At 53.4% G+C, this 16,882-nt stretch carries 21 protein-coding genes; 14 read left to right on the forward strand and 7 right to left on the reverse strand.

All coding sequences use genetic code 11. The features are described 5' to 3' along the window. Window positions 1–67 precede the first annotated feature (67 nt). The 3 genes from JK223_RS14105 to JK223_RS14115 all read left to right on the forward strand — a co-directional run bounded on the left by JK223_RS14105 (window position 68) and on the right by JK223_RS14115 (window position 1,839). Window positions 68–880 carry a sugar phosphate isomerase/epimerase gene (locus JK223_RS14105; protein ID WP_212714804.1) on the forward strand — a complete coding sequence of 271 codons (813 nt, stop codon included), beginning with the start codon at window positions 68–70 and terminating at the stop codon, window positions 878–880. 112 nt (window positions 881–992) lie between these two features. Then, on the forward strand, window positions 993–1,418 hold the full coding sequence (locus JK223_RS14110; protein WP_212714805.1) for a secondary thiamine-phosphate synthase enzyme YjbQ: 426 nt from the start codon (window positions 993–995) through the stop codon (window positions 1,416–1,418). Between the two features lie 139 nt (window positions 1,419–1,557). Continuing rightward, entirely contained in the window at window positions 1,558–1,839 is a 282-nt protein-coding gene (locus JK223_RS14115) for a hypothetical protein (RefSeq protein WP_212714806.1), read from the forward strand. A 1-nt stretch (window position 1,840) separates the two neighbouring features. Here JK223_RS14115 and JK223_RS14120 read toward each other — a convergent pair whose 3' ends face one another. Next, window positions 1,841–2,140, reverse strand: coding sequence for a hypothetical protein (locus tag JK223_RS14120; RefSeq protein WP_212714807.1), 300 nt, complete (start codon window positions 2,138–2,140; stop codon window positions 1,841–1,843). A 293-nt stretch (window positions 2,141–2,433) separates the two neighbouring features. Here JK223_RS14120 and JK223_RS14125 point away from each other — a divergent pair, with 293 nt between their 5' ends. Continuing rightward, entirely contained in the window at window positions 2,434–3,468 is a 1,035-nt protein-coding gene (locus tag JK223_RS14125) for an ABC transporter substrate-binding protein (RefSeq protein WP_212714808.1), read from the forward strand. A 36-nt stretch (window positions 3,469–3,504) separates the two neighbouring features. Here the strand turns inward: JK223_RS14125 and JK223_RS14130 are convergent, their stop codons facing one another. Then, the gene (locus tag JK223_RS14130; RefSeq protein ID WP_212714809.1) at window positions 3,505–4,569 is read right to left on the reverse strand and encodes an NAD(P)-dependent alcohol dehydrogenase; all 1,065 of its coding nucleotides are present in this window, start codon (window positions 4,567–4,569) and stop codon (window positions 3,505–3,507) included. Window positions 4,570–4,693: 124 nt separating this feature from the next. Between JK223_RS14130 and JK223_RS14135 the strand changes: the two genes are divergently transcribed. Beyond that, window positions 4,694–5,101, forward strand: coding sequence for a helix-turn-helix domain-containing protein (locus JK223_RS14135; RefSeq protein ID WP_212714833.1), 408 nt, complete (start codon window positions 4,694–4,696; stop codon window positions 5,099–5,101). Between the two features lie 87 nt (window positions 5,102–5,188). On the opposite strand, the gene JK223_RS14140 is transcribed toward JK223_RS14135, so the two are convergent. Then, entirely contained in the window at window positions 5,189–5,608 is a 420-nt protein-coding gene (locus tag JK223_RS14140; protein ID WP_212714810.1) for a DoxX family protein, read from the reverse strand. Between the two features lie 560 nt (window positions 5,609–6,168). Between JK223_RS14140 and JK223_RS14145 the strand changes: the two genes are divergently transcribed. The 9 genes from JK223_RS14145 to tatE all read left to right on the forward strand — a co-directional run bounded on the left by JK223_RS14145 (window position 6,169) and on the right by tatE (window position 13,328). Next, entirely contained in the window at window positions 6,169–6,489 is a 321-nt protein-coding gene (locus JK223_RS14145) for a YnfA family protein (protein ID WP_212714834.1), read from the forward strand. A 95-nt stretch (window positions 6,490–6,584) separates the two neighbouring features. Continuing rightward, a complete protein-coding gene (locus JK223_RS14150) occupies window positions 6,585–7,409 on the forward strand; it encodes a shikimate dehydrogenase (RefSeq protein ID WP_212714811.1) in 825 nt (274 codons plus the stop codon). Window positions 7,410–7,845: 436 nt separating this feature from the next. Beyond that, window positions 7,846–8,682, forward strand: a complete 837-nt coding sequence (locus JK223_RS14155) for an ABC transporter substrate-binding protein (protein ID WP_212714812.1) — start codon at window positions 7,846–7,848, stop codon at window positions 8,680–8,682. Window positions 8,683–8,794: 112 nt separating this feature from the next. Continuing rightward, entirely contained in the window at window positions 8,795–9,658 is an 864-nt protein-coding gene (locus tag JK223_RS14160) for a phytanoyl-CoA dioxygenase family protein (RefSeq protein ID WP_212714813.1), read from the forward strand. A gap of 164 nt (window positions 9,659–9,822) precedes the next feature. Next, complete coding sequence (locus JK223_RS14165; RefSeq protein WP_212714814.1) at window positions 9,823–10,383, forward strand: YbhB/YbcL family Raf kinase inhibitor-like protein; 561 nt, start codon at window positions 9,823–9,825, stop codon at window positions 10,381–10,383. A gap of 256 nt (window positions 10,384–10,639) precedes the next feature. After that, complete coding sequence (locus JK223_RS14170) at window positions 10,640–11,740, forward strand: endonuclease/exonuclease/phosphatase family protein (RefSeq protein WP_212714815.1); 1,101 nt, start codon at window positions 10,640–10,642, stop codon at window positions 11,738–11,740. Window positions 11,741–12,017: 277 nt separating this feature from the next. Next, window positions 12,018–12,554 carry a lipid IV(A) palmitoyltransferase PagP gene (gene pagP / locus JK223_RS14175; RefSeq protein WP_249213632.1) on the forward strand — a complete coding sequence of 179 codons (537 nt, stop codon included), beginning with the start codon at window positions 12,018–12,020 and terminating at the stop codon, window positions 12,552–12,554. A gap of 150 nt (window positions 12,555–12,704) precedes the next feature. Beyond that, complete coding sequence (gene cspE, locus JK223_RS14180) at window positions 12,705–12,914, forward strand: transcription antiterminator/RNA stability regulator CspE (protein WP_006118399.1); 210 nt, start codon at window positions 12,705–12,707, stop codon at window positions 12,912–12,914. A gap of 210 nt (window positions 12,915–13,124) precedes the next feature. Continuing rightward, a complete protein-coding gene (tatE, locus tag JK223_RS14185) occupies window positions 13,125–13,328 on the forward strand; it encodes a twin-arginine translocase subunit TatE (protein WP_212714816.1) in 204 nt (67 codons plus the stop codon). 158 nt (window positions 13,329–13,486) lie between these two features. On the opposite strand, the gene lipA is transcribed toward tatE, so the two are convergent. The 4 genes from lipA to dacA all read right to left on the reverse strand — a co-directional run bounded on the left by lipA (window position 13,487) and on the right by dacA (window position 16,874). Further along, window positions 13,487–14,452: a lipoyl synthase gene (gene lipA / locus JK223_RS14190; protein ID WP_212714817.1), complete on the reverse strand. Its 966-nt coding sequence runs from the start codon at window positions 14,450–14,452 to the stop codon at window positions 13,487–13,489. Window positions 14,453–14,594: 142 nt separating this feature from the next. After that, window positions 14,595–15,260 carry a lipoyl(octanoyl) transferase LipB gene (gene lipB / locus JK223_RS14195; protein ID WP_249213628.1) on the reverse strand — a complete coding sequence of 222 codons (666 nt, stop codon included), beginning with the start codon at window positions 15,258–15,260 and terminating at the stop codon, window positions 14,595–14,597. A 45-nt stretch (window positions 15,261–15,305) separates the two neighbouring features. Next, window positions 15,306–15,569, reverse strand: coding sequence for a DUF493 family protein YbeD (gene ybeD, locus JK223_RS14200; RefSeq protein ID WP_025902165.1), 264 nt, complete (start codon window positions 15,567–15,569; stop codon window positions 15,306–15,308). A gap of 96 nt (window positions 15,570–15,665) precedes the next feature. Then, a complete protein-coding gene (gene dacA / locus JK223_RS14205; protein ID WP_212714819.1) occupies window positions 15,666–16,874 on the reverse strand; it encodes a D-alanyl-D-alanine carboxypeptidase DacA in 1,209 nt (402 codons plus the stop codon). Between the last annotated feature and the right edge of the window lie 8 nt (window positions 16,875–16,882).

Here is a 16,882-nt window from a genome sequence, read left to right on the forward strand (position 1 = left end):
ACTGAGGGCGAGACTCTAGCTGAGGCCTGAACACCAGGTGACCTGACCGAATAAGGAGAACGGCAGTATGCTTAATCGCAATGCACTATTTCTTAATACCATCCTGCTGGGGGGAACGACGGCGCAAAAGTTAGAGGCGGTGGCTGATGCGGGTTTTGCGCAAGCAGAACTGTGGCAGCAGGATGTGCAGGAGACCGGGGGGGATACGGAAGGGATCCGGCACCACCTCAGTTCGCTGGGTATCTCATTGACGGATTACCAGGTACTGCTGGATTTTGATGGTGCTGCGGATGTACATCGGGAAATTAAACGTCAGCAGGCGCTGGAAATCCTCGATACTGCCGTCAAAGTGGGGGCAGATACGGTACTGGTGCCAGCCAATACTGAACGCGGATGTTTGCCGGACAAAATAGTCAGTGACCTGCAATGGCTCACTGAGCAGGCTGTCGGGAGAAATCTGCGTATTGCTTATGAGGCGATGTGCTGGAGCACCTGTGTTAATACCACCCCTGAAGCTCTGAAGATTATTAATGAGGTCGACTCCCCGGCATTAGGGTTAGTGATCGATGCTTTTCATATTTTTGCCCTGCAACGTACGGTGGCTGACCTGGCGGAGGTTCCGGCAGAAAAAATATTTCTGGTGCAGTTATCAGATGTCAGTGATATTCCGGATAAACAGCAACTGATTGATATTGCAAGGCATCAACGCTTATTGCCCGGAGACGGGGTCTTCCCGTTACAGCAACTGCTGGCCTGTCTGCGGGAAAAGCAGTATCAGGGCCCTCTGGGGCTGGAAGTGTTTAATGACGAACTTAAGAAACAACCGCCGGCGGATGTGGCCCGGCAGGCGATGGCCGCATTACGCCGCATGATTGTCTGAGGCGTCGCCCCTGTTTCCCTGGCAGACCTGATCCGTGTTAAAACGGTCATCAGCCCGTGCAGAAATCAGCACGTCACACTGACTGAAGTAAATACCGGAGAAGGGGGTTGTGATGTGGGTACAGAAAGAAATCAGGCTGAAGCCGCGCCAGCGCGGTTTTCATTTGATCACTCATGAAATCGAAAATGCATTGAGCGACATCCGCTGGCCAGCGGTCGGTCTGCTGCATCTGTTTATTAAACATACTTCGGCATCACTGACCATTAATGAAAATGCGGACCCTACCGTACGGGGCGATTTTGAACGTTTTTTCAATCATGCCGTGCCGGAAAATGCTCCGTTTTATCAGCATACCTATGAAGGCAGCGATGATATGCCGGCTCATCTGAAAAGCAGCCTGCTGGGCGCTGAACTGACGGTCCCGGTGTCCGGCAGACAGCTGAACCTGGGAACCTGGCAGGGGATCTATCTGTGTGAGCATCGTGATCATGGTGGCAGCCGGACGCTGGTGCTGACATTACAGGGTTCGGACGACTGATCTCCCGGGACGTCACCTTCCCCGCAGCCTTTCTGTGGGTGACTGCCATTAACGGGGCGGCAGCGCCTGCCTTCGTACTGCTCCGCAGTTAACACTCAGGGAAATCAGACAGTGTAGCGGGTAGTCGCGCTGCCGGGAAATGATGCCATCAACGGGGCAACAGCGCCTGCCTTTGTTCGGGTTTGCGGTTAACCGGGAGGGAAATCAAAAGGTGTGGCGGACAGTCGCGCTGCCGGTAAGCGATGCCATTCACGGTGGCGCAGAGCGTCTTCGTATTGTTCCGCAGTTAACGTTCAGGGAAATCAGACAGGGTAGTGGTGAGTTATTTTTTAGCGGAGATGATTTTCAGGGACGCTGGCCGGTGAATAAGCCGACCGGCGGCGGAACGGGGAGAGCAGATTACAGCTATCCCCGGAAATAACTTAATGATCCGCCGGGGCAGGGTGGGCAGGTTTTTCAGGCAGAGGTAATACCTCCACTTTGACCTGATAGTTTCCAGCTGCGGTCTGAGGCACCTGAGCGACCAGGTTTTTCAGGGTTTCTGCCGGAGTCGTGGTGGTTTCAGTGGCAGCGTACAGTGGCATCGGACGCGGTGGCATCATGCCATGCTTGTGCGGACCGAAGACGTCCGGGTGCGGATCTGCCTGACCTTGCGGAGCAGCGGATGCCAGCGCAGAAACCAGAAGCAGGGGGGCTGAAAGATAAATCGCGAACTGTTTCATAATCAACTCCTGAGTGTAAATTCACAGACAGCATCGTGAATTATTCCCCGCGTCTCAATCACATTTGCGGGATGTTTACGCAATTTTCATTATCCAGACAGTTATTGCTGAAACACGGTTTTCTGACACACTCAGAGACAGAAATACAATAAAAGTGTCCGGACCGCACAGTTTCAGCGTCATCCTGCAGGCACATCCGTCACTTGCCCGGAGTCTTTGGAGTTGTTATACAGAGAGTCTTACCCGTGTAAGCCGATAACTCTCCCTGCCGGGACGCCATAACAGGTACTATTTTGAAAAAGCAGACACTTTTACGCAGCGGATTTCCCCTCACGGCCCTGATCCTGTCACTCTCAGTGCTTTCTCCGGCATTACCGGCAAAGACGGTCACCGATGATGCCGGCCACCGGGTGGAGATACCTGATACCGCCAACCGTATTGCGGATGGCTGGTTTGCACACCATTCCTTACTGATGACGCTGGGAGCAGGGGATCGTATTGTCGCGACAGTCAATCATCCCCGGGACCGGCCCTGGATGTTTAAAATACAGCCGTCACTGAATCAGGCATTACAGACCCCCGGACATGCGTTTTCCAGCGAGGCGCTGGTTTTGCGCCATGTGGATGTGGTCTTCGTGCCGGAGAATGACCCGGCCGCCAACAGTTACCGGCAGGCGGGTATTCCTGTTGTGATGATGGGTTTTACAGATTTTCCATCAATGGAACGTTCACTGCAGACGACTGCCGAAGTCGTGGGTACGCCGCTGGCGCTTCAAAGAGCGGCAGAATATAACCGCTACCTTAACCAACAGATCGCGGTCATTGGTCAAAGAACCCGTACGCTGACCGCGCAGCAACGGCCGACAGTTTTACATATTCAGTCCCTGCACCCGTTGAAGGTGGATGGCAGGAATACACTGATCAATACCTGGATCACATTGGCCGGCGGACGCAATGTCGCAGAAAGCGTCGATGGTAATATGAAAGAGATCACGCCGGAACAGGTGCTGGCATGGCAACCGGATTATATTATTCTCGATGCCGGTGCTGGCACCCTTGCGCAGTCACCTTACCGGGATCTGTTCAGTCAGTTACGGGCGGTAAAACTGAATCACGTCGTCCGTAACCCTTCCGGGGTCTTTCCCTGGGATCGTTATGGGACGGAGGTCGCCCTGCAGATCCCGTGGGCGGCGAGATTGTTCCACCCGGATCTGTTTCCTGAGATCAATATGATCCGTCAGACTCAGGATTTCTACCGGCAGTTCTTCAATTATCCGCTGACGGAGTCGCAGGCGAAACGGATCCTCGATGCTCAGCCTCCGGGCTGACCGGTGACGGCTCCGGTTCTGCGGAGCAGTTCATGCTCATGCCAGCGGGGTCGTCCAGCGCGTCGCTTTGATATCGACGACAAACCGGTATTTAATCTCCCCGGCCAGCATCCGGCGAAAAGCCTCTTCTATCGCTTCACCGGTGATAACTTCTACCTCTGCGGTGATCACGTGTTGGCCACAAAACGCCAGCATATCGCGGGTCTCTGCAATGCTGCCAATCGAGGTGCCGGAAATACTTAACCGGCGGAAAACCATCGGGGTGATTTCCGGCCCCGGGTGCGGTGTATCCGGAATTCCCACCAGTACCAGTTGACCATTGGTTTTCAGTGTCCGGAGATAAGGGTCCAGAGAATGGGGTGCGGCCACACAGTCCAGTATCAGGTCCAACTGTTGCGCGCAGCCGGCCATTTGTTGCGGATCACTGGAGATGACGACATTGCAGGCACCGAGACGTCGTGCATCTTCACCTTTTGCCGGAGAGGTGGTGAATAATGTCACTTCAGCGCCCATAGCACTGGCAAGTTTGATCGCCATGTGTCCGAGTCCACCCAGCCCAACGACGCCGACTTTCTGTCCTGGTTGCAGATTGAAGTGTTTCAGTGGCGACCAGACGGTAACCCCGGCGCAAAGCAGGGGAGCCACGGCATGAAGCGGCAGATTTTCCGGGACGGGCACCACAAAATGCTGATCGACAATAATCTGTTCAGCATATCCGCCACGGGTGAGCTCTCCGGTATAGCGATCTATGCCGTTGTAGGTCGGAGTAAATCCCTGTTCACAATATTGTTCTTCCTGCTGATGGCAGAAATGGCAGTGCCCGCAGGCATCTACCATCACACCCACACCGACGATATCTCCGGGCCGGTGGCCGGTGACCGCCGAACCTGTTTCAAGTACCCGGCCGACGATTTCATGCCCGGGCACCAGCGGATAATGACTGGCTCCCCATTCATTCCTGGCCATATGTAAATCTGAATGGCAAACACCGCAATACAGAATATCAATACGGACATCGCCTTTCTGCAGAGGACGTAGTGAAGAGGTTCCACACTCCAGAGGGGCTTGCGGATTTCGGGCGATAATAGCGTTTATTTGCATAACAGACCTTTGTCAGGCTCTGACAAGCAGAGCAGTCACTAAAAGAGGGGGCTCACTATAAATAGAAGGTTTCTGTATGGATAGCAGTTACCATATGGTGACCATAAAAAACGATGAGGTTAAAATGCCGGATTGGGTGGACGGAAAAGTCTATTTTTATGCAGATTCAGGGCCGCGCCGGCTGATGGATCTGTTCTCTGTAAAATGGAGCAGTATGGTGTTGCATGCACTTTGGCATTGGCCGGAAGGACGAGCCCGGCCAGGAGAGCTGCAACGCAGTCTGCAGGGAATTTCGAAGAAAATGTTATTGCAGACGCTCAAAGAGCTGGAAATCCGCGGACTGATCCATCGCCAGGTTTTTCAGGTGATCCCGCCTAAAGTGGAGTATTCACTCACCCCGCTGGGGAAAACCCTTGCAGGGCCGATTGAGCAACTCTATCAGTGGGGACTGGAGCACCGGCAGGCTTTGGATGAGATGTCAGAGAATAGACGAAAGCATACGGAGGCCAGCGCGTCCGGGGATTTGCGATAAACCGTATCAGAAGCAACGACTCACTGCCCGCTTTCAATGGGCAGTGAGTGCATCAGCCTGGCCGGATAAGAGCCGGACCGGCGGGGATCAGCGGCGTGAAAGGCTGTACTTACCGGCACCCAGCAGCATAATGAACAGGCCACCAAAGAAGTACAGAGCTTCTGTTTCCAGTGCCCAGGCACCGACATTGGTGGTGTCGAAAAACTTTCCGCCCGCGACCAGAACCACGGCAAAGACCAGGTTGATGGCATAGACCAGACCCGCCAGACGGGTCCAGACACCCAGAATGATCAGCACCGGAGCAATCACTTCACCGATGTACGCCCCGTAGGCGACAAAGCCCGGCAACCCGTGTGCTGCCAGCATCGGCTTAATCCAGTCGACCCCGTGTTCCAGTTTAAACACCCCGTGAAACAGCATCAGAATACCAAAAACCAGTCGCAGCAGTAATTTAGCAAAATCGGGATGGTTAACCGCGTTATCGAAACTATCAATTAATTTATTCATAAGACCCCCTAAAAAAAAGATAAATTACCCGAACTGCTATTAAAACATCACCTGGTTTTTTTGAAAGACAGCATCAAAAAATTAGAGTGACCCGGGGCTCCCGGTATCCACCGGCTCTGCCGGGAGGTCTGTTGGTGATAACAGGGCACGTTCGCTGAAAAAAATACAGGGGGGTGACGATCCTTTCACCGTGGTGCCTGTTTTACTGTCAGGCAGGTCAGGCAGGTCAGGCAGGTCAGGCAGGTCAGGCAGGTCAGGCAGGTCGCGGCACGGCACGGCGAGCGGCCCGGAGATGACCCGCTGGCAGTGCCAGCAAAACAGGCCAGCGCCAGCGCTGAGGTAACACGGCGGCGCTGTGCCTTCACGGCGGACGGAGGGCTGCGGCTGATTTTTTAACGTAGAAAGACAAGAAGGTTTATCATTGAGCTAAACTTACTAAGGGAAACAGGCGGCGGTGTGAAGCCGGAAAGCCGACGTGTCCCGGACCATACCGACGCATCCCGGCCAGGGCGGGTTATCCGTCCCCCGGGTCATTCTGTAAACATAAGGAACATGTTGTGATGCTGAAAACAGCATTGTTATTTGTATTCACTGCCATCGCTGAAATTGTGGGCTGCTATTTGCCTTATCTGGTCCTGCGTGAGCATAAAAGTCACTGGCTGCTGGTCCCCGGAGCGGTCAGCCTGGTGATCTTCGCCTGGTTACTGACTTTCCATCCGGCCGCTGCCGGGCGGACCTATGCTGCCTATGGCGGGGTGTATATTTGTGTTGCTCTGGCGTGGCTCAGGATTGCAGAAGGGGTCGCATTAACCCGCTGGGATATGGCCGGTGCGTGTGTGGCGCTGGCGGGAATGCTCATTATTGTCTGCCAGCCATCCTGATGACCCATTGAATCTTACCTTCGGGCAGGTATCGCCCTCTCGTCCGGCGTGGAGATGGCATTCTGCCGGGCACCACCTTTTTTCGGAGATCCTCTATGCAGTCAATTGAATCAGTCTGCGGCTTATCACGACTGACGTCTGTTATCGGAGATCCGATAGCCCGTGTCCGTTCTCCTGGTCTGGTTAACCGGATGCTGGAACAACAGCAACGTGAAAATGTACTGATGATCCCCATGCATGTTACCGCACATGGCTTACCGGACCTGCTGGCGGGGCTCAGACATTGTCAGAATTTTGCCGGAGCGATCATCGCTCAGCCGCACCAGCAGTCGGTGTATCAATGGCTGGACAATGTCAGTCCGGCCGTACAAATGACAGGAACCTGTAATGTTATCCGCCGTTCCCCGGAAGGCACCCTCAGCGGCACGTTGCTGGAGGGCGATGGATTTATTACCGGACTGCGTCAGCAGGGGATCGATGTGGCCGGAAAGCGTGTCTATCTGGCCGGGGCGGGGTTTTCGGCCAGTGCGATTGCCCATGCTCTGGCCGGACAGGGGGTGACAGAGCTTATCCTTTACAACCGTACCGGGGAAAAAGAGGTACAACTGGCCGAAAGCCTGTCCAGAAACCATCCCGGGCTGGTCGTGATCCACGGCACCGAAGCGCCGGCACATTGCGATATTGCGATCAATGCGACGCCGGCAGGTAAAGGGGACGACAGCCAGCAGGCATTTTCACTGGCAGGACTGGCCGCCGGTACGCTGGTATGCGATACGGTGATCTACCCGCAGATGACCCCATTATTACAGGCCGCCGAAGGGGCAGGGATGCAGACGCACCATGGTGAATATACGTTAATGGCGCAGTTAGCACTGATGATCTCTTATATGCTGGACCCGCTGAACAGCGATGATCAGTAAGTTTTCTGCCGTTGCCCGCTAAAAAACGGCACTTCCCCGAAAAAGTGTCACCGGCACTGACCCTGTTTGTCCCCCGTGACGGGGGACAAAAAACACAGACCCCCTGAGCAACCCCCGGGTTTTCGTATCAGACAGGGCGGGGAGATCACCTGCCCGTCAGCGGTAGTTTACTGAAAAATAATCCGTTTATTTATTGTTATCTTCCCCGCCAGGCTCTCTTCTGCGTATCGCCGTGGATCATCACTTTTTCCTCTGGATAACCGTCAGAGTTTTTTTCGTGGTTCTGACAATAAATTTCGTACTTTCCAGACCCGCCTGATTTCGTTGAAAGTAAGCACAGTCACACCGCGACTCACAGGATCGGCCGGGCTCAGGGTATCACGGTCATTTTCCGGGACGGTCCCGGTCGCAATTTTATTCCAGCCGGAGGTTATTTATGCAGTCTGCCAGATTTCTACGTTTCACCCGAAAAGCCCCGGTACTGCTGGGTATGAGTTTGTGCGCTATCGCTGTCTCCGCGAAGGCAGATTTTATCAAACCGGGCATTATCACCGCCGGCTCTGATATCACGTTTTCACCTTATGAATACATGCAAAACGATAAACCCGCAGGATTCGACATCGAGATGCTGAACGGGATTGCAAAAGCGGTGGGCATGAAAGCCGTTAATGTGGACACGCGTTTTCCGAACCTGATCCCGGGTCTGCAAGGTAAGCGTTTTGATATCACCAACTCGTCGATGTATATCACGCCGGACCGACTGAAAGTCATTGATATGATCCCCTATCTGAAGACCGGGGAAAAAATTGTGACTTTAAAAGACAGCTCGTATAAACCCGGGGTCCCTGACGAACTGTGCGGACACAAAATTGGCACCATGGCCGGCACCTCCTTCTTACAGGGGCTGATGACCTTTTCACAGCAATCCTGTGTAGCGAAAGGTAAACCTGCCATTAGTATCAGTGAATATCCGACCGATCCGCAGGCCACCCAGGCACTGTTGTCGAAAGCCGTTGAGGCCCAGATCACCGATGTGGCCGTCGCCCAGAGTGTCGTTGACCGCCTGAAAGGCCGGGTGGTGATCACCTCCGATAAACTGCTGTACCCGGTACTGGTCGGCTTTGGTGTCCGCAAAGATGATCCTCATGTTAAACAGACCATAGAAGCGGGATTAAAAAAATTCAGCCAGACACCGCAATATAAAGCGCTGTTCAGCAAATACCACTTTACTCCGCCAACGGCTGACGATATCCGCCAGCTCAGTGCCGGCTGAGTTTGCGCCATCCCCGGGGCACCGTCATACCCGCAGACCGCAGGCGTTAACGCCTGCGGTCATCTGCCGTCAGATATTACGACCTTACCCTCATATTCAGCAGGAGATTCCGATGATCGAACCATGGCAGGAAGAACTGTTCCATGAACAGGGCTTTCTGATCGTTAATGACGTTTTTTCTGCCGATGAAATCGCAGAACTGCAATCGGTATTCGATGGCTGGGTGGATGAAAGCCGCGAGCATGCTGAAGCCTATGGTGAAACACTGGATGGCCGTCACCGTTTCGATCCCGACAGTGATCATTCGGCAGCGCATCCTTCCCTGCGGCGGGTCGCTTCACCCACGGAGATTTCATCAGGCTATTATCAGGCGGCCTGCCACTCCCGGATGACCGGGATTGCCGCCCGGCTGATTGGACCGGGGCTGCGCTTTCATCACAGTAAAATCAATTCCAAATTACCGGGAACGCGAACCGAAGTGAAATGGCATCAGGACTTCCTGTTCACTCCGCACAGTAATGATGACCTGGTCACCGCATTACTGATGGTCAGTGACGTGACGGCCGATAACGGGCCGTTACAGGTTATCCCGGGCAGCCATCGCGGCCCGTTATACTCACACTGGCAGGACGGCCGGTTTCGTGGTGCGATCGATGAACGACACCTTGCGGAGCAGCGCCAGTCTCCGGTCAGTTGCCAGGGAACGGCAGGAAGTGTCTGCTTTATGCATACGCGGTTATTACATGCCTCAGCGGCCAACCAGAGTCCGCGGCCCCGGACGTTATTTATTACCGTCTATGCCGCGGAAGATGCCTGGCCTCTGGCCGGGAACCCGCTGCCTTCGGTGCATGAACGTCGTATCGTGGCGGGCGAAGAGAGTGGCCAGATCCGTTGTGTCAGCAACTCGTTTGCGCTACCTGAAATGCCGAAAGGTGCCTCATTCTTTGAGCAACAGGCGGGCGATAGAGCGGGTTGATCATCGGAACAGCGAAAGGGCAGGTATAGCCTGTGTGGCCGTCCGGGACTGCTGCTGACTTTGCCTTGCCTTTTCTGCGATCAGGGTTCATGGTTTATCCGCGCGTTTGTCTGTGATAAACGTCATAGTTTCCCTGATAAAAGCCACTACCGATGAGAAAGGCGATGAAGAATATCTTTAGAAGTCTGTTAGTTGTGTCTCTGACTGCCATATCACCACTGGCGGCAATGGCAGCCACATTTACCCTCACTTCCCCTGATTTTACCTCCGGTCACCCTATGCCGGTGGCGATGGGCGGCCATCTGCCGCAGGTAAAAAGTTGCCACGGGCAGAACATCTCCCCGTCACTCAGCTGGCAGAACGCTCCGGCGGCGACCCGCAGTTTTGCGCTGATTATCCAGGATGCCCAGGGGCGGAACGGTCTCGGCGTTACTCATTTGCTGGCTTATGGTATCCCGTCCTCAGTTCAGCACTTTGAACGTACCGCGCTGGCGAACGGGCAGGGCTTCACGGGCGGGAAAAACAGCTTCGGCCGTGAGGTCTACGACGGTCCCTGTCCTCCGGCCAACAGTGATCGGCATTTTTATACCTTCACCCTGATAGCCACCGATCTGCCTGCCGACAGTTTACCTGCCGGTCTGGACACTGCCGGCCTGATGGCAAAACTGGAAGGACATGCACTGGCTTCTGCCGGAATGGCCGGAACGTTTGGCGGGCGTGAATAAAGAGCCTGTAGACGCGTCTCGCGGGGGAAGCCCCCATTCCCCGTGTCACCCCGGGACCCGGATGCCCGGCAGCTCACAGACGCTGACAGCCTGCCTCAGTGGCACCGGGGCTCCCCGTCTTCACCCATTCCCCCGTCTCCGATATTTATTCCCTGTCAGACAGAATCTTTCCGCACTCAGACGGCCCCTGTACTATTATCAGCAGTAGACTGACGGTACTGAAACCGCTCAGCGAGGACAGGGAAAGGAGTGTCGGGTGGTTACCTTTGATATCTGTATCACGTTATTGCTGCTGCTGGTCACGCTGTTACCGCTGTCCCGCCATCCTGGCTGGTGGGTCAGGGTCTGGGATTTCCCCAGACTACAATTGCTGATCATTTCCGCACTGCTGGGTATTCTGCAGTTTTTCCTGTTGACACGCGTAACGTGGCTGGCCGCTGCCGTACTGCTGATCAGTCTGATCTGTTGCGGTTACCAGTGCTGGTGGATCTTCCCGTATACCCGTTTGCAAAAAAAACAGGTCCGGGATGCTGAAGGGTATACCGCGCATCCCGGCATCCGGATTCTGGTCTCCAATGTCCTGACACCTAATCGTCAGGCAGGTAAGTTGCTGAAACAGATCCGTATTGAATCTCCGGACGTGCTGGTGGCGGTAGAAACGGATAGCTGGTGGGAGCAACAACTGAGCGTCCTGGACCAGGACTATCCCTACAGTGTGAGGTGCCCTAAAGATAATTTGTACGGGATGCATGTCTGGTCCCGGTTACCGTTACGTGATGCGGAAATACAGTATCTGGTCGACCCGCAGATCCCGTCAATGCACATGCTGGTGACCTTGCCGCAGGGGATTGACGTGCGTCTGCATTGCGTGCATCCGATGCCACCCAGTCCGACCGAAAATGACGAATCCCGGGACAGGGACGCGGAACTTGTGCTGGTGGGTAAAAGCGTCGCTCAGGCAACGCTGCCGGTGATCGTCACCGGGGACCTGAATGATGTCGCCTGGTCGCGGACCACCCGGCTATTTCTGAAAATCAGTGGCTTGCTGGATCCGCGTCGGGGCCGGGGAATGTACTGCACGTTTAACGCCAGATACCCCCTGTTGCGCTGGCCGCTCGACCATATCTTTCACAGCCAGGAGTTTATTCTCGGGTCACTGCGCCGTCTGGAAGACATCGGGTCGGATCATTATCCGTTCCTGGCCCATTTGCTGTATGTTCCGCCGCAGGGACAACAGCAGGAAAGCCTGCTGAAAGAGGCAGAGGATGAACAATTTGCCCGCGAGATTTTACAAAAAAATGCGTCATTGACGTTTCCGGTACATACGCCGGGTGAGAATGACGGCGGGTTTCATTGAGAAATTCTCTTGCAGTCTGACGCAGTGATTGATAAACAGCCCATAGTCCGGGGGTAAGAATATTTCTGCACTCCGGGAGGGTGGCATTTCCGGAGAGTGATGATTATCTTTGGACACTCACGATTTATCCTCTGCAAAAGCCAGAGAATTATGGGGGCGGTTGATAAGCACTCGCCCGACAAACACCATGATTGCTGGCTACGGGCCGGCACATCGTAATAATTATGTGGCAGGAATTGCAGTGAAATTTAATAAATACAGTAAGTTAGCTATTTTTATGACCGGGTTGTGCAGCGTACCTTTAACGCATGCCGCCACCACAGGACAGGATATTTCCGGTGCCTGGAATACTTTCAGCAATAATGTGGCAACGACGTGGACGTCTTCACCGAATGTGGATCTGTATGTGCCGGCCATCACCTGGCATAACCGGATGACCTATGACCGTGAGCATATTGACCGTTATAACGAAAGACCCTGGGGGGCAGGGGGAGGGATCTCTCGTTATGATGAGAAAGGTAACTGGCAGGGTATTTACCTGATGGTGTTTAAAGACTCCTTTAACAAATGGGAGCCCATCGGTGGCTATGGCTGGGAAGCGACATGGCGCCCGTTGAATGATCAGCGTTTCCATCTGGGGGCAGGTTATACCGCCGGTGTGACGATGCGGGATAACTGGAATTATATCCCGATACCACTGGTGTTACCGCTGGCATCGATAGGTTACGGACCAGCAACCTTTCAGATGACCTATATCCCCGGGACCCATAATAATGGAAACGTTTACTTCGCATGGTTCCGGTTCCAGTTTTAGGGTCTGAAATTGTGCAAAAAATGCTCTGTCAGCAAAAAATCAGGACATTTATCACTTTTTCATCAAATGGGACTGGACAAATTGCACCGCAATTGATGTACTACGTGACGACACAGTTTAGTGTCCATTTTTCATGTAAAGGTAATATAGATGTCCAAGATTAAAGGTAACGTTAAGTGGTTTAATGAATCTAAAGGATTCGGTTTCATTACTCCTGAAGATGGCAGCAAAGATGTATTCGTACACTTCTCTGCAATCCAGAGCAATGGCTTCAAAACTCTGGCTGAAGGTCAGCGCGTAGAGTTTGAAATTACTGACGGTGCTAAAGGCCCATCTGCTGCTAACGTTATCAGCCTGTAATTTTCAGTCAGAATCTCTAAAACCCGCCAATGGCGGGTTTTTTATTGCCTGTTTTCCGGCACCGGCTCTGGTAGTGCAGCGGGGTGTTCAGCCCGGGCGGCGCGGCCGAAAAGTGCGATTAGTAGTCTGTTACAGAAATGTATTGTGTTATAATCGGCTTTGCGTCTTAATGTAGGTGTAACGTTTTTCGCTGAGGTTTAAAGGTATATTATGGAAGGTATCAGTATTGCAAAGCTGCTGATTATCGGTGCTCTCATCGTATTGCTTTTCGGCACGAATAAATTACGTTCACTGGGCGGTGACCTGGGTAGCGCAATTAAAGGCTTCAAGAAAGCCATGAAAGAAGATGACACGACCGTGGCAAAAAGTGAAGCAGAAGAGGTTCCTGCTGAACGTGTCAGTCACAAAGACTAATTCTCTGATCCCGGCAGTAGATCCCCGGATATATTGTCTGTAAAAACCAGATAGCCTGCTGTCTGGTTTTTTATTGGCTGTCATCCGCGGCAGCACGCTCACCGGGACGCTATCGCCGCGGCGGCCGACTGAAATACCGTACAGCCGCCTGCAGGATATTATTTGATCTCTATACCCTGAGCCTGCATATCTGCATGATAAGAAGAACGGACAAAGGGACCACAGGCCGCATGGGTAAAGCCCATCGCCATCGCTTCGGCTTTCATTTCATCAAATTCGGCCGGGCTGACATATCGCTGAACCGGCAGGTGATGACGGCTGGGCTGCAGATACTGCCCTAAGGTCAGCATAGTCACCCCGTGACGACGCAGATCACGCATCACCTCGATGATTTCTTCATTAGTTTCCCCCAGCCCTACCATCAGACCTGACTTCGTCGGGATCTCCGGGTGCAGCTGCTTAAATCTTTCCAGCAGGGTCAGTGACCACTGATAATCTGCGCCCGGCCTTACCTGCCGATAAATACGCGGGACGTTTTCCAGATTGTGGTTAAACACATCCGGCGGGGACTGTGTCAGGATCTCTAATGCCCGATCCATACGGCCGCGGAAGTCGGGGACCAGTGTCTCGATTTTTATCGACGGGCTTTTTTCCCGGATAGCCGTAATACAATCGGCAAAGTGTTGCGCGCCACCGTCCCGCAGGTCATCACGGTCAACCGAGGTGATCACCACATAGCGCAGTGCCATGTCGGCGATGGTCTGAGCCAGTTTCGCGGGTTCACCGGCATCCGGTGTCAGTGGCCGGCCATGGGCTACGTCACAGAACGGACAGCGACGTGTACAGATAGCGCCGAGGATCATAAAGGTGGCTGTCCCGTGGTTAAAGCATTCCGCCAGATTAGGGCAGGAGGCTTCTTCACAGACGGAATGCAGGCCATTTTTACGCATCGCGGCTTTGATGTCCTGAATACGGGTGGAATCGGCAGGAAGTTTAATCCGCATCCATTCCGGCTTTCGCAATAACTCCTGGCGTTCACTGACAACGGTTTTGACAGGGATCAGCGCCATTTTGTCTGCATCACGGTATTTGACGCCGCGCTCTATCTGAACAGGTTTACTCATATCTGCGGATTCCGGTAGCTGATTGTCTGCAGTAGGCTCTGCATTCAACATGTTTGTAACAATGCAAAAAGTATATCATTTTGTCTGCCGCAGGACAGCTTCCCCGGGATACGAAAGATAACATCTGTCCCGGCAAGACATTCTACTCCGGCTGCGGGAGGCCCTGACGGTATTCCGATTGCGGGTAGGGGAGATGGTTAAGAAAATGGCGAACCAGCGTTTCTGCGGTCTGTGAAATCGATATGCCCGGTACCAGGTCTGCTATCTGTGTCATTTCCAGTCCAGCGTAACCGCAGGGATTAATGCGCAGAAACGGCGAGAGATCCATCTCTGTATTCAGTGCCAGTCCATGGAAAGAACACCCCTTACGGATGCGCAGCCCCAAAGAACAGATCTTTTTACCGTTGACGTAGACGCCCGGCGCGTCCGGTCTGGCGCAGGCGGTGATCCCGAAATCAGCCAGTGTCTCGATTACAGTCTGTTCCAGCAGGGTGACCAGCTGGCGGACACCGGTTTTCAGACGACGAAGATCCAGCAGGACATAAACGATTTGCTGCCCGGGAGCATGATAGGTGACCTGACCTCCCCGGTCGCTTTGTACGACAGGGATATCGCCCGGTGCCAGCAGATGTTCGGCTTTACCGGCCTGACCCTGAGTAAACACCGGCGGATGTTCGACCAGCCACACTTCGTCGGCAGTGGTCTCTGTACGGGTATCGGTGAAGTGGTGCATGGCATCGGAGACGGTCTTCCAGGGGAGCACGCCCAGCCTGCGGATAATAAGCGGTTGAAGGGACACGAGAGTCATCCGGTAATTACAGGGAGAGTGCGCCGGGAGACCCGGCGCGACCAATTACAGCACCATACGGACGATATCGATATCACCCAATTCCTGGTAGAGGCTTTCTACCTGTTCGATATGGGTGGCATTGATAGTAATGGATACAGAGTGGTAGTTGCCTTTGCTGCTGGGTTTAACTTCCGGAGAATAATCCCCCGGCGCATGACGTTGTACCACTTCAATCACCTGATCCACCAGCTCTGGTTGTGCCAGTCCCATAACTTTATAAGTGAACGGGGTTGGAAATTCGAGCAATTCATTCAGTTTGGTTTTCATAGTGACTCCGGAACCAGAAAATGCCCCCGGATGTGCGGGGGCATGTAAGATATATTCAGGATATGGGGACAAAAGGGGAAATATCAACCCTGCGGATTAGCCCATCCAGTGATGAAAGGTAAGTTTAATATAATCGATAATCCGGCTAAAGAAACCCCCTTCCGGGACATCCTGCAGGATCACCAGCGGACGTTGCGCGATGACTTTGCCATCCAGCTGGAAATTAATCGTACCTATCACCTGATCTTTCTTCAGCGGTGCATGTAATTCGGTATTCTGCAATACATAGCTGGCTTTCAGGTCTTTGGCACGTCCGCGCGGAATAGTCAGGTAGACATTTTGATCAACGCCCAGCTGCACACGGTCGGTGTTACCAAACCAGACCGGCTCGGACGCAAAGTCTTTACCCGCTTTCAGGGGCGAAACGGTCTCGAAAAAGCGGAAGCCCCAGGTCAGTAACTTTTTGCTTTCGGTTTCGCGGCCTTTATAGGTACGACCGCCTAATACCGCAGAAATCAGACGTGTCTGGCCTTCGGTCGCAGAGGCTACCAGGTTATATCCTGCGGCATTGGTATGACCGGTTTTAATACCATCGACATTCAGCGAGGTATCCCACAATAACCCGTTACGGTTCATCTGACGGATATTATTGAAGGTGAATTCCTTCTCTTTATACACCGCATATTCTTCCGGCACATCGTGGATCAGCGCCCGGCCAATCAGCGCCATATCACGTGCAGAACTGTACTGTCCGTCGGCGTCCAGGCCGTGGACAGTCCCGAAGTGCGTGTTTTTCAATCCCAGTGCGTTAACGTAGTTATTCATCAGGCCGACAAAGGCTTCCTGACTGCCGGCAACATAATCTGCCATGGCGACACAGGCATCATTGCCTGACTGCAGCACGATACCGCGGGTCAGTTGCGAAACGGGCACACGATCGCCTGGTTTAAGGAACATCAGGGAAGAGCCTTTGAACACCGGATTACCGGTGGCCCAGGCATCCTGTCCGACGGTCACCATATCGTCCTGATGGATCTTTCCGGTGCGGATAGCCTGACCAATCACATAACTGGTCATCATTTTTGTCAGGCTGGCGGGGTCACGACGGGCATCGGCATTTTTTTCTGCCAGCACAGTGCCGGAATTATAATCAATCAGAACATAGGCTTCTGCATCGATATCCGGTACACCCGGGATCATGGTTTTTAAATCGACGTTATCCGCCAGGGCGGAGTAGCTGAAGAGGGCAATCACAGAACCAGAGGTAATTTTTGTCAGAAATGTGGCAAGAGAAAATTTTTTCATTTTCGGGG

It is taken from the genome of Tatumella sp. JGM118 (genome assembly GCF_018257515.1).
Taxonomy (GTDB): Bacteria; Pseudomonadota; Gammaproteobacteria; order Enterobacterales; family Enterobacteriaceae; genus Tatumella; species Tatumella terrea.

Bases quoted from the DNA above. Each gene is read 5' to 3' on its own strand.
- JK223_RS14105 (WP_212714804.1), top strand. From the start codon at position 68: ATGCTTAATCGCAATGCACTATTTCTTAATACCATCCTGCTGGGGGGA.
- JK223_RS14110 (WP_212714805.1), top strand. From the start codon at position 993: ATGTGGGTACAGAAAGAAATCAGGCTGAAGCCGCGCCAGCGCGGTTTT.
- JK223_RS14115 (WP_212714806.1), top strand. From the start codon at position 1,558: ATGATGCCATCAACGGGGCAACAGCGCCTGCCTTTGTTCGGGTTTGCG.
- JK223_RS14120 (WP_212714807.1), bottom strand. From the start codon at position 2,140: ATGAAACAGTTCGCGATTTATCTTTCAGCCCCCCTGCTTCTGGTTTCT.
- JK223_RS14130 (WP_212714809.1), bottom strand. From the start codon at position 4,569: ATGCAAATAAACGCTATTATCGCCCGAAATCCGCAAGCCCCTCTGGAG.
- JK223_RS14135 (WP_212714833.1), top strand. From the start codon at position 4,694: ATGCCGGATTGGGTGGACGGAAAAGTCTATTTTTATGCAGATTCAGGG.
- JK223_RS14140 (WP_212714810.1), bottom strand. From the start codon at position 5,608: ATGAATAAATTAATTGATAGTTTCGATAACGCGGTTAACCATCCCGAT.
- JK223_RS14145 (WP_212714834.1), top strand. From the start codon at position 6,169: ATGCTGAAAACAGCATTGTTATTTGTATTCACTGCCATCGCTGAAATT.
- JK223_RS14150 (WP_212714811.1), top strand. From the start codon at position 6,585: ATGCAGTCAATTGAATCAGTCTGCGGCTTATCACGACTGACGTCTGTT.
- JK223_RS14155 (WP_212714812.1), top strand. From the start codon at position 7,846: ATGCAGTCTGCCAGATTTCTACGTTTCACCCGAAAAGCCCCGGTACTG.
- JK223_RS14160 (WP_212714813.1), top strand. From the start codon at position 8,795: ATGATCGAACCATGGCAGGAAGAACTGTTCCATGAACAGGGCTTTCTG.
- JK223_RS14165 (WP_212714814.1), top strand. From the start codon at position 9,823: ATGAAGAATATCTTTAGAAGTCTGTTAGTTGTGTCTCTGACTGCCATA.
- pagP (WP_249213632.1), top strand. From the start codon at position 12,018: ATGACCGGGTTGTGCAGCGTACCTTTAACGCATGCCGCCACCACAGGA.
- cspE (WP_006118399.1), top strand. From the start codon at position 12,705: ATGTCCAAGATTAAAGGTAACGTTAAGTGGTTTAATGAATCTAAAGGA.
- tatE (WP_212714816.1), top strand. From the start codon at position 13,125: ATGGAAGGTATCAGTATTGCAAAGCTGCTGATTATCGGTGCTCTCATC.
- lipA (WP_212714817.1), bottom strand. From the start codon at position 14,452: ATGAGTAAACCTGTTCAGATAGAGCGCGGCGTCAAATACCGTGATGCA.
- lipB (WP_249213628.1), bottom strand. From the start codon at position 15,260: ATGACTCTCGTGTCCCTTCAACCGCTTATTATCCGCAGGCTGGGCGTG.
- ybeD (WP_025902165.1), bottom strand. From the start codon at position 15,569: ATGAAAACCAAACTGAATGAATTGCTCGAATTTCCAACCCCGTTCACT.
- dacA (WP_212714819.1), bottom strand. From the start codon at position 16,874: ATGAAAAAATTTTCTCTTGCCACATTTCTGACAAAAATTACCTCTGGT.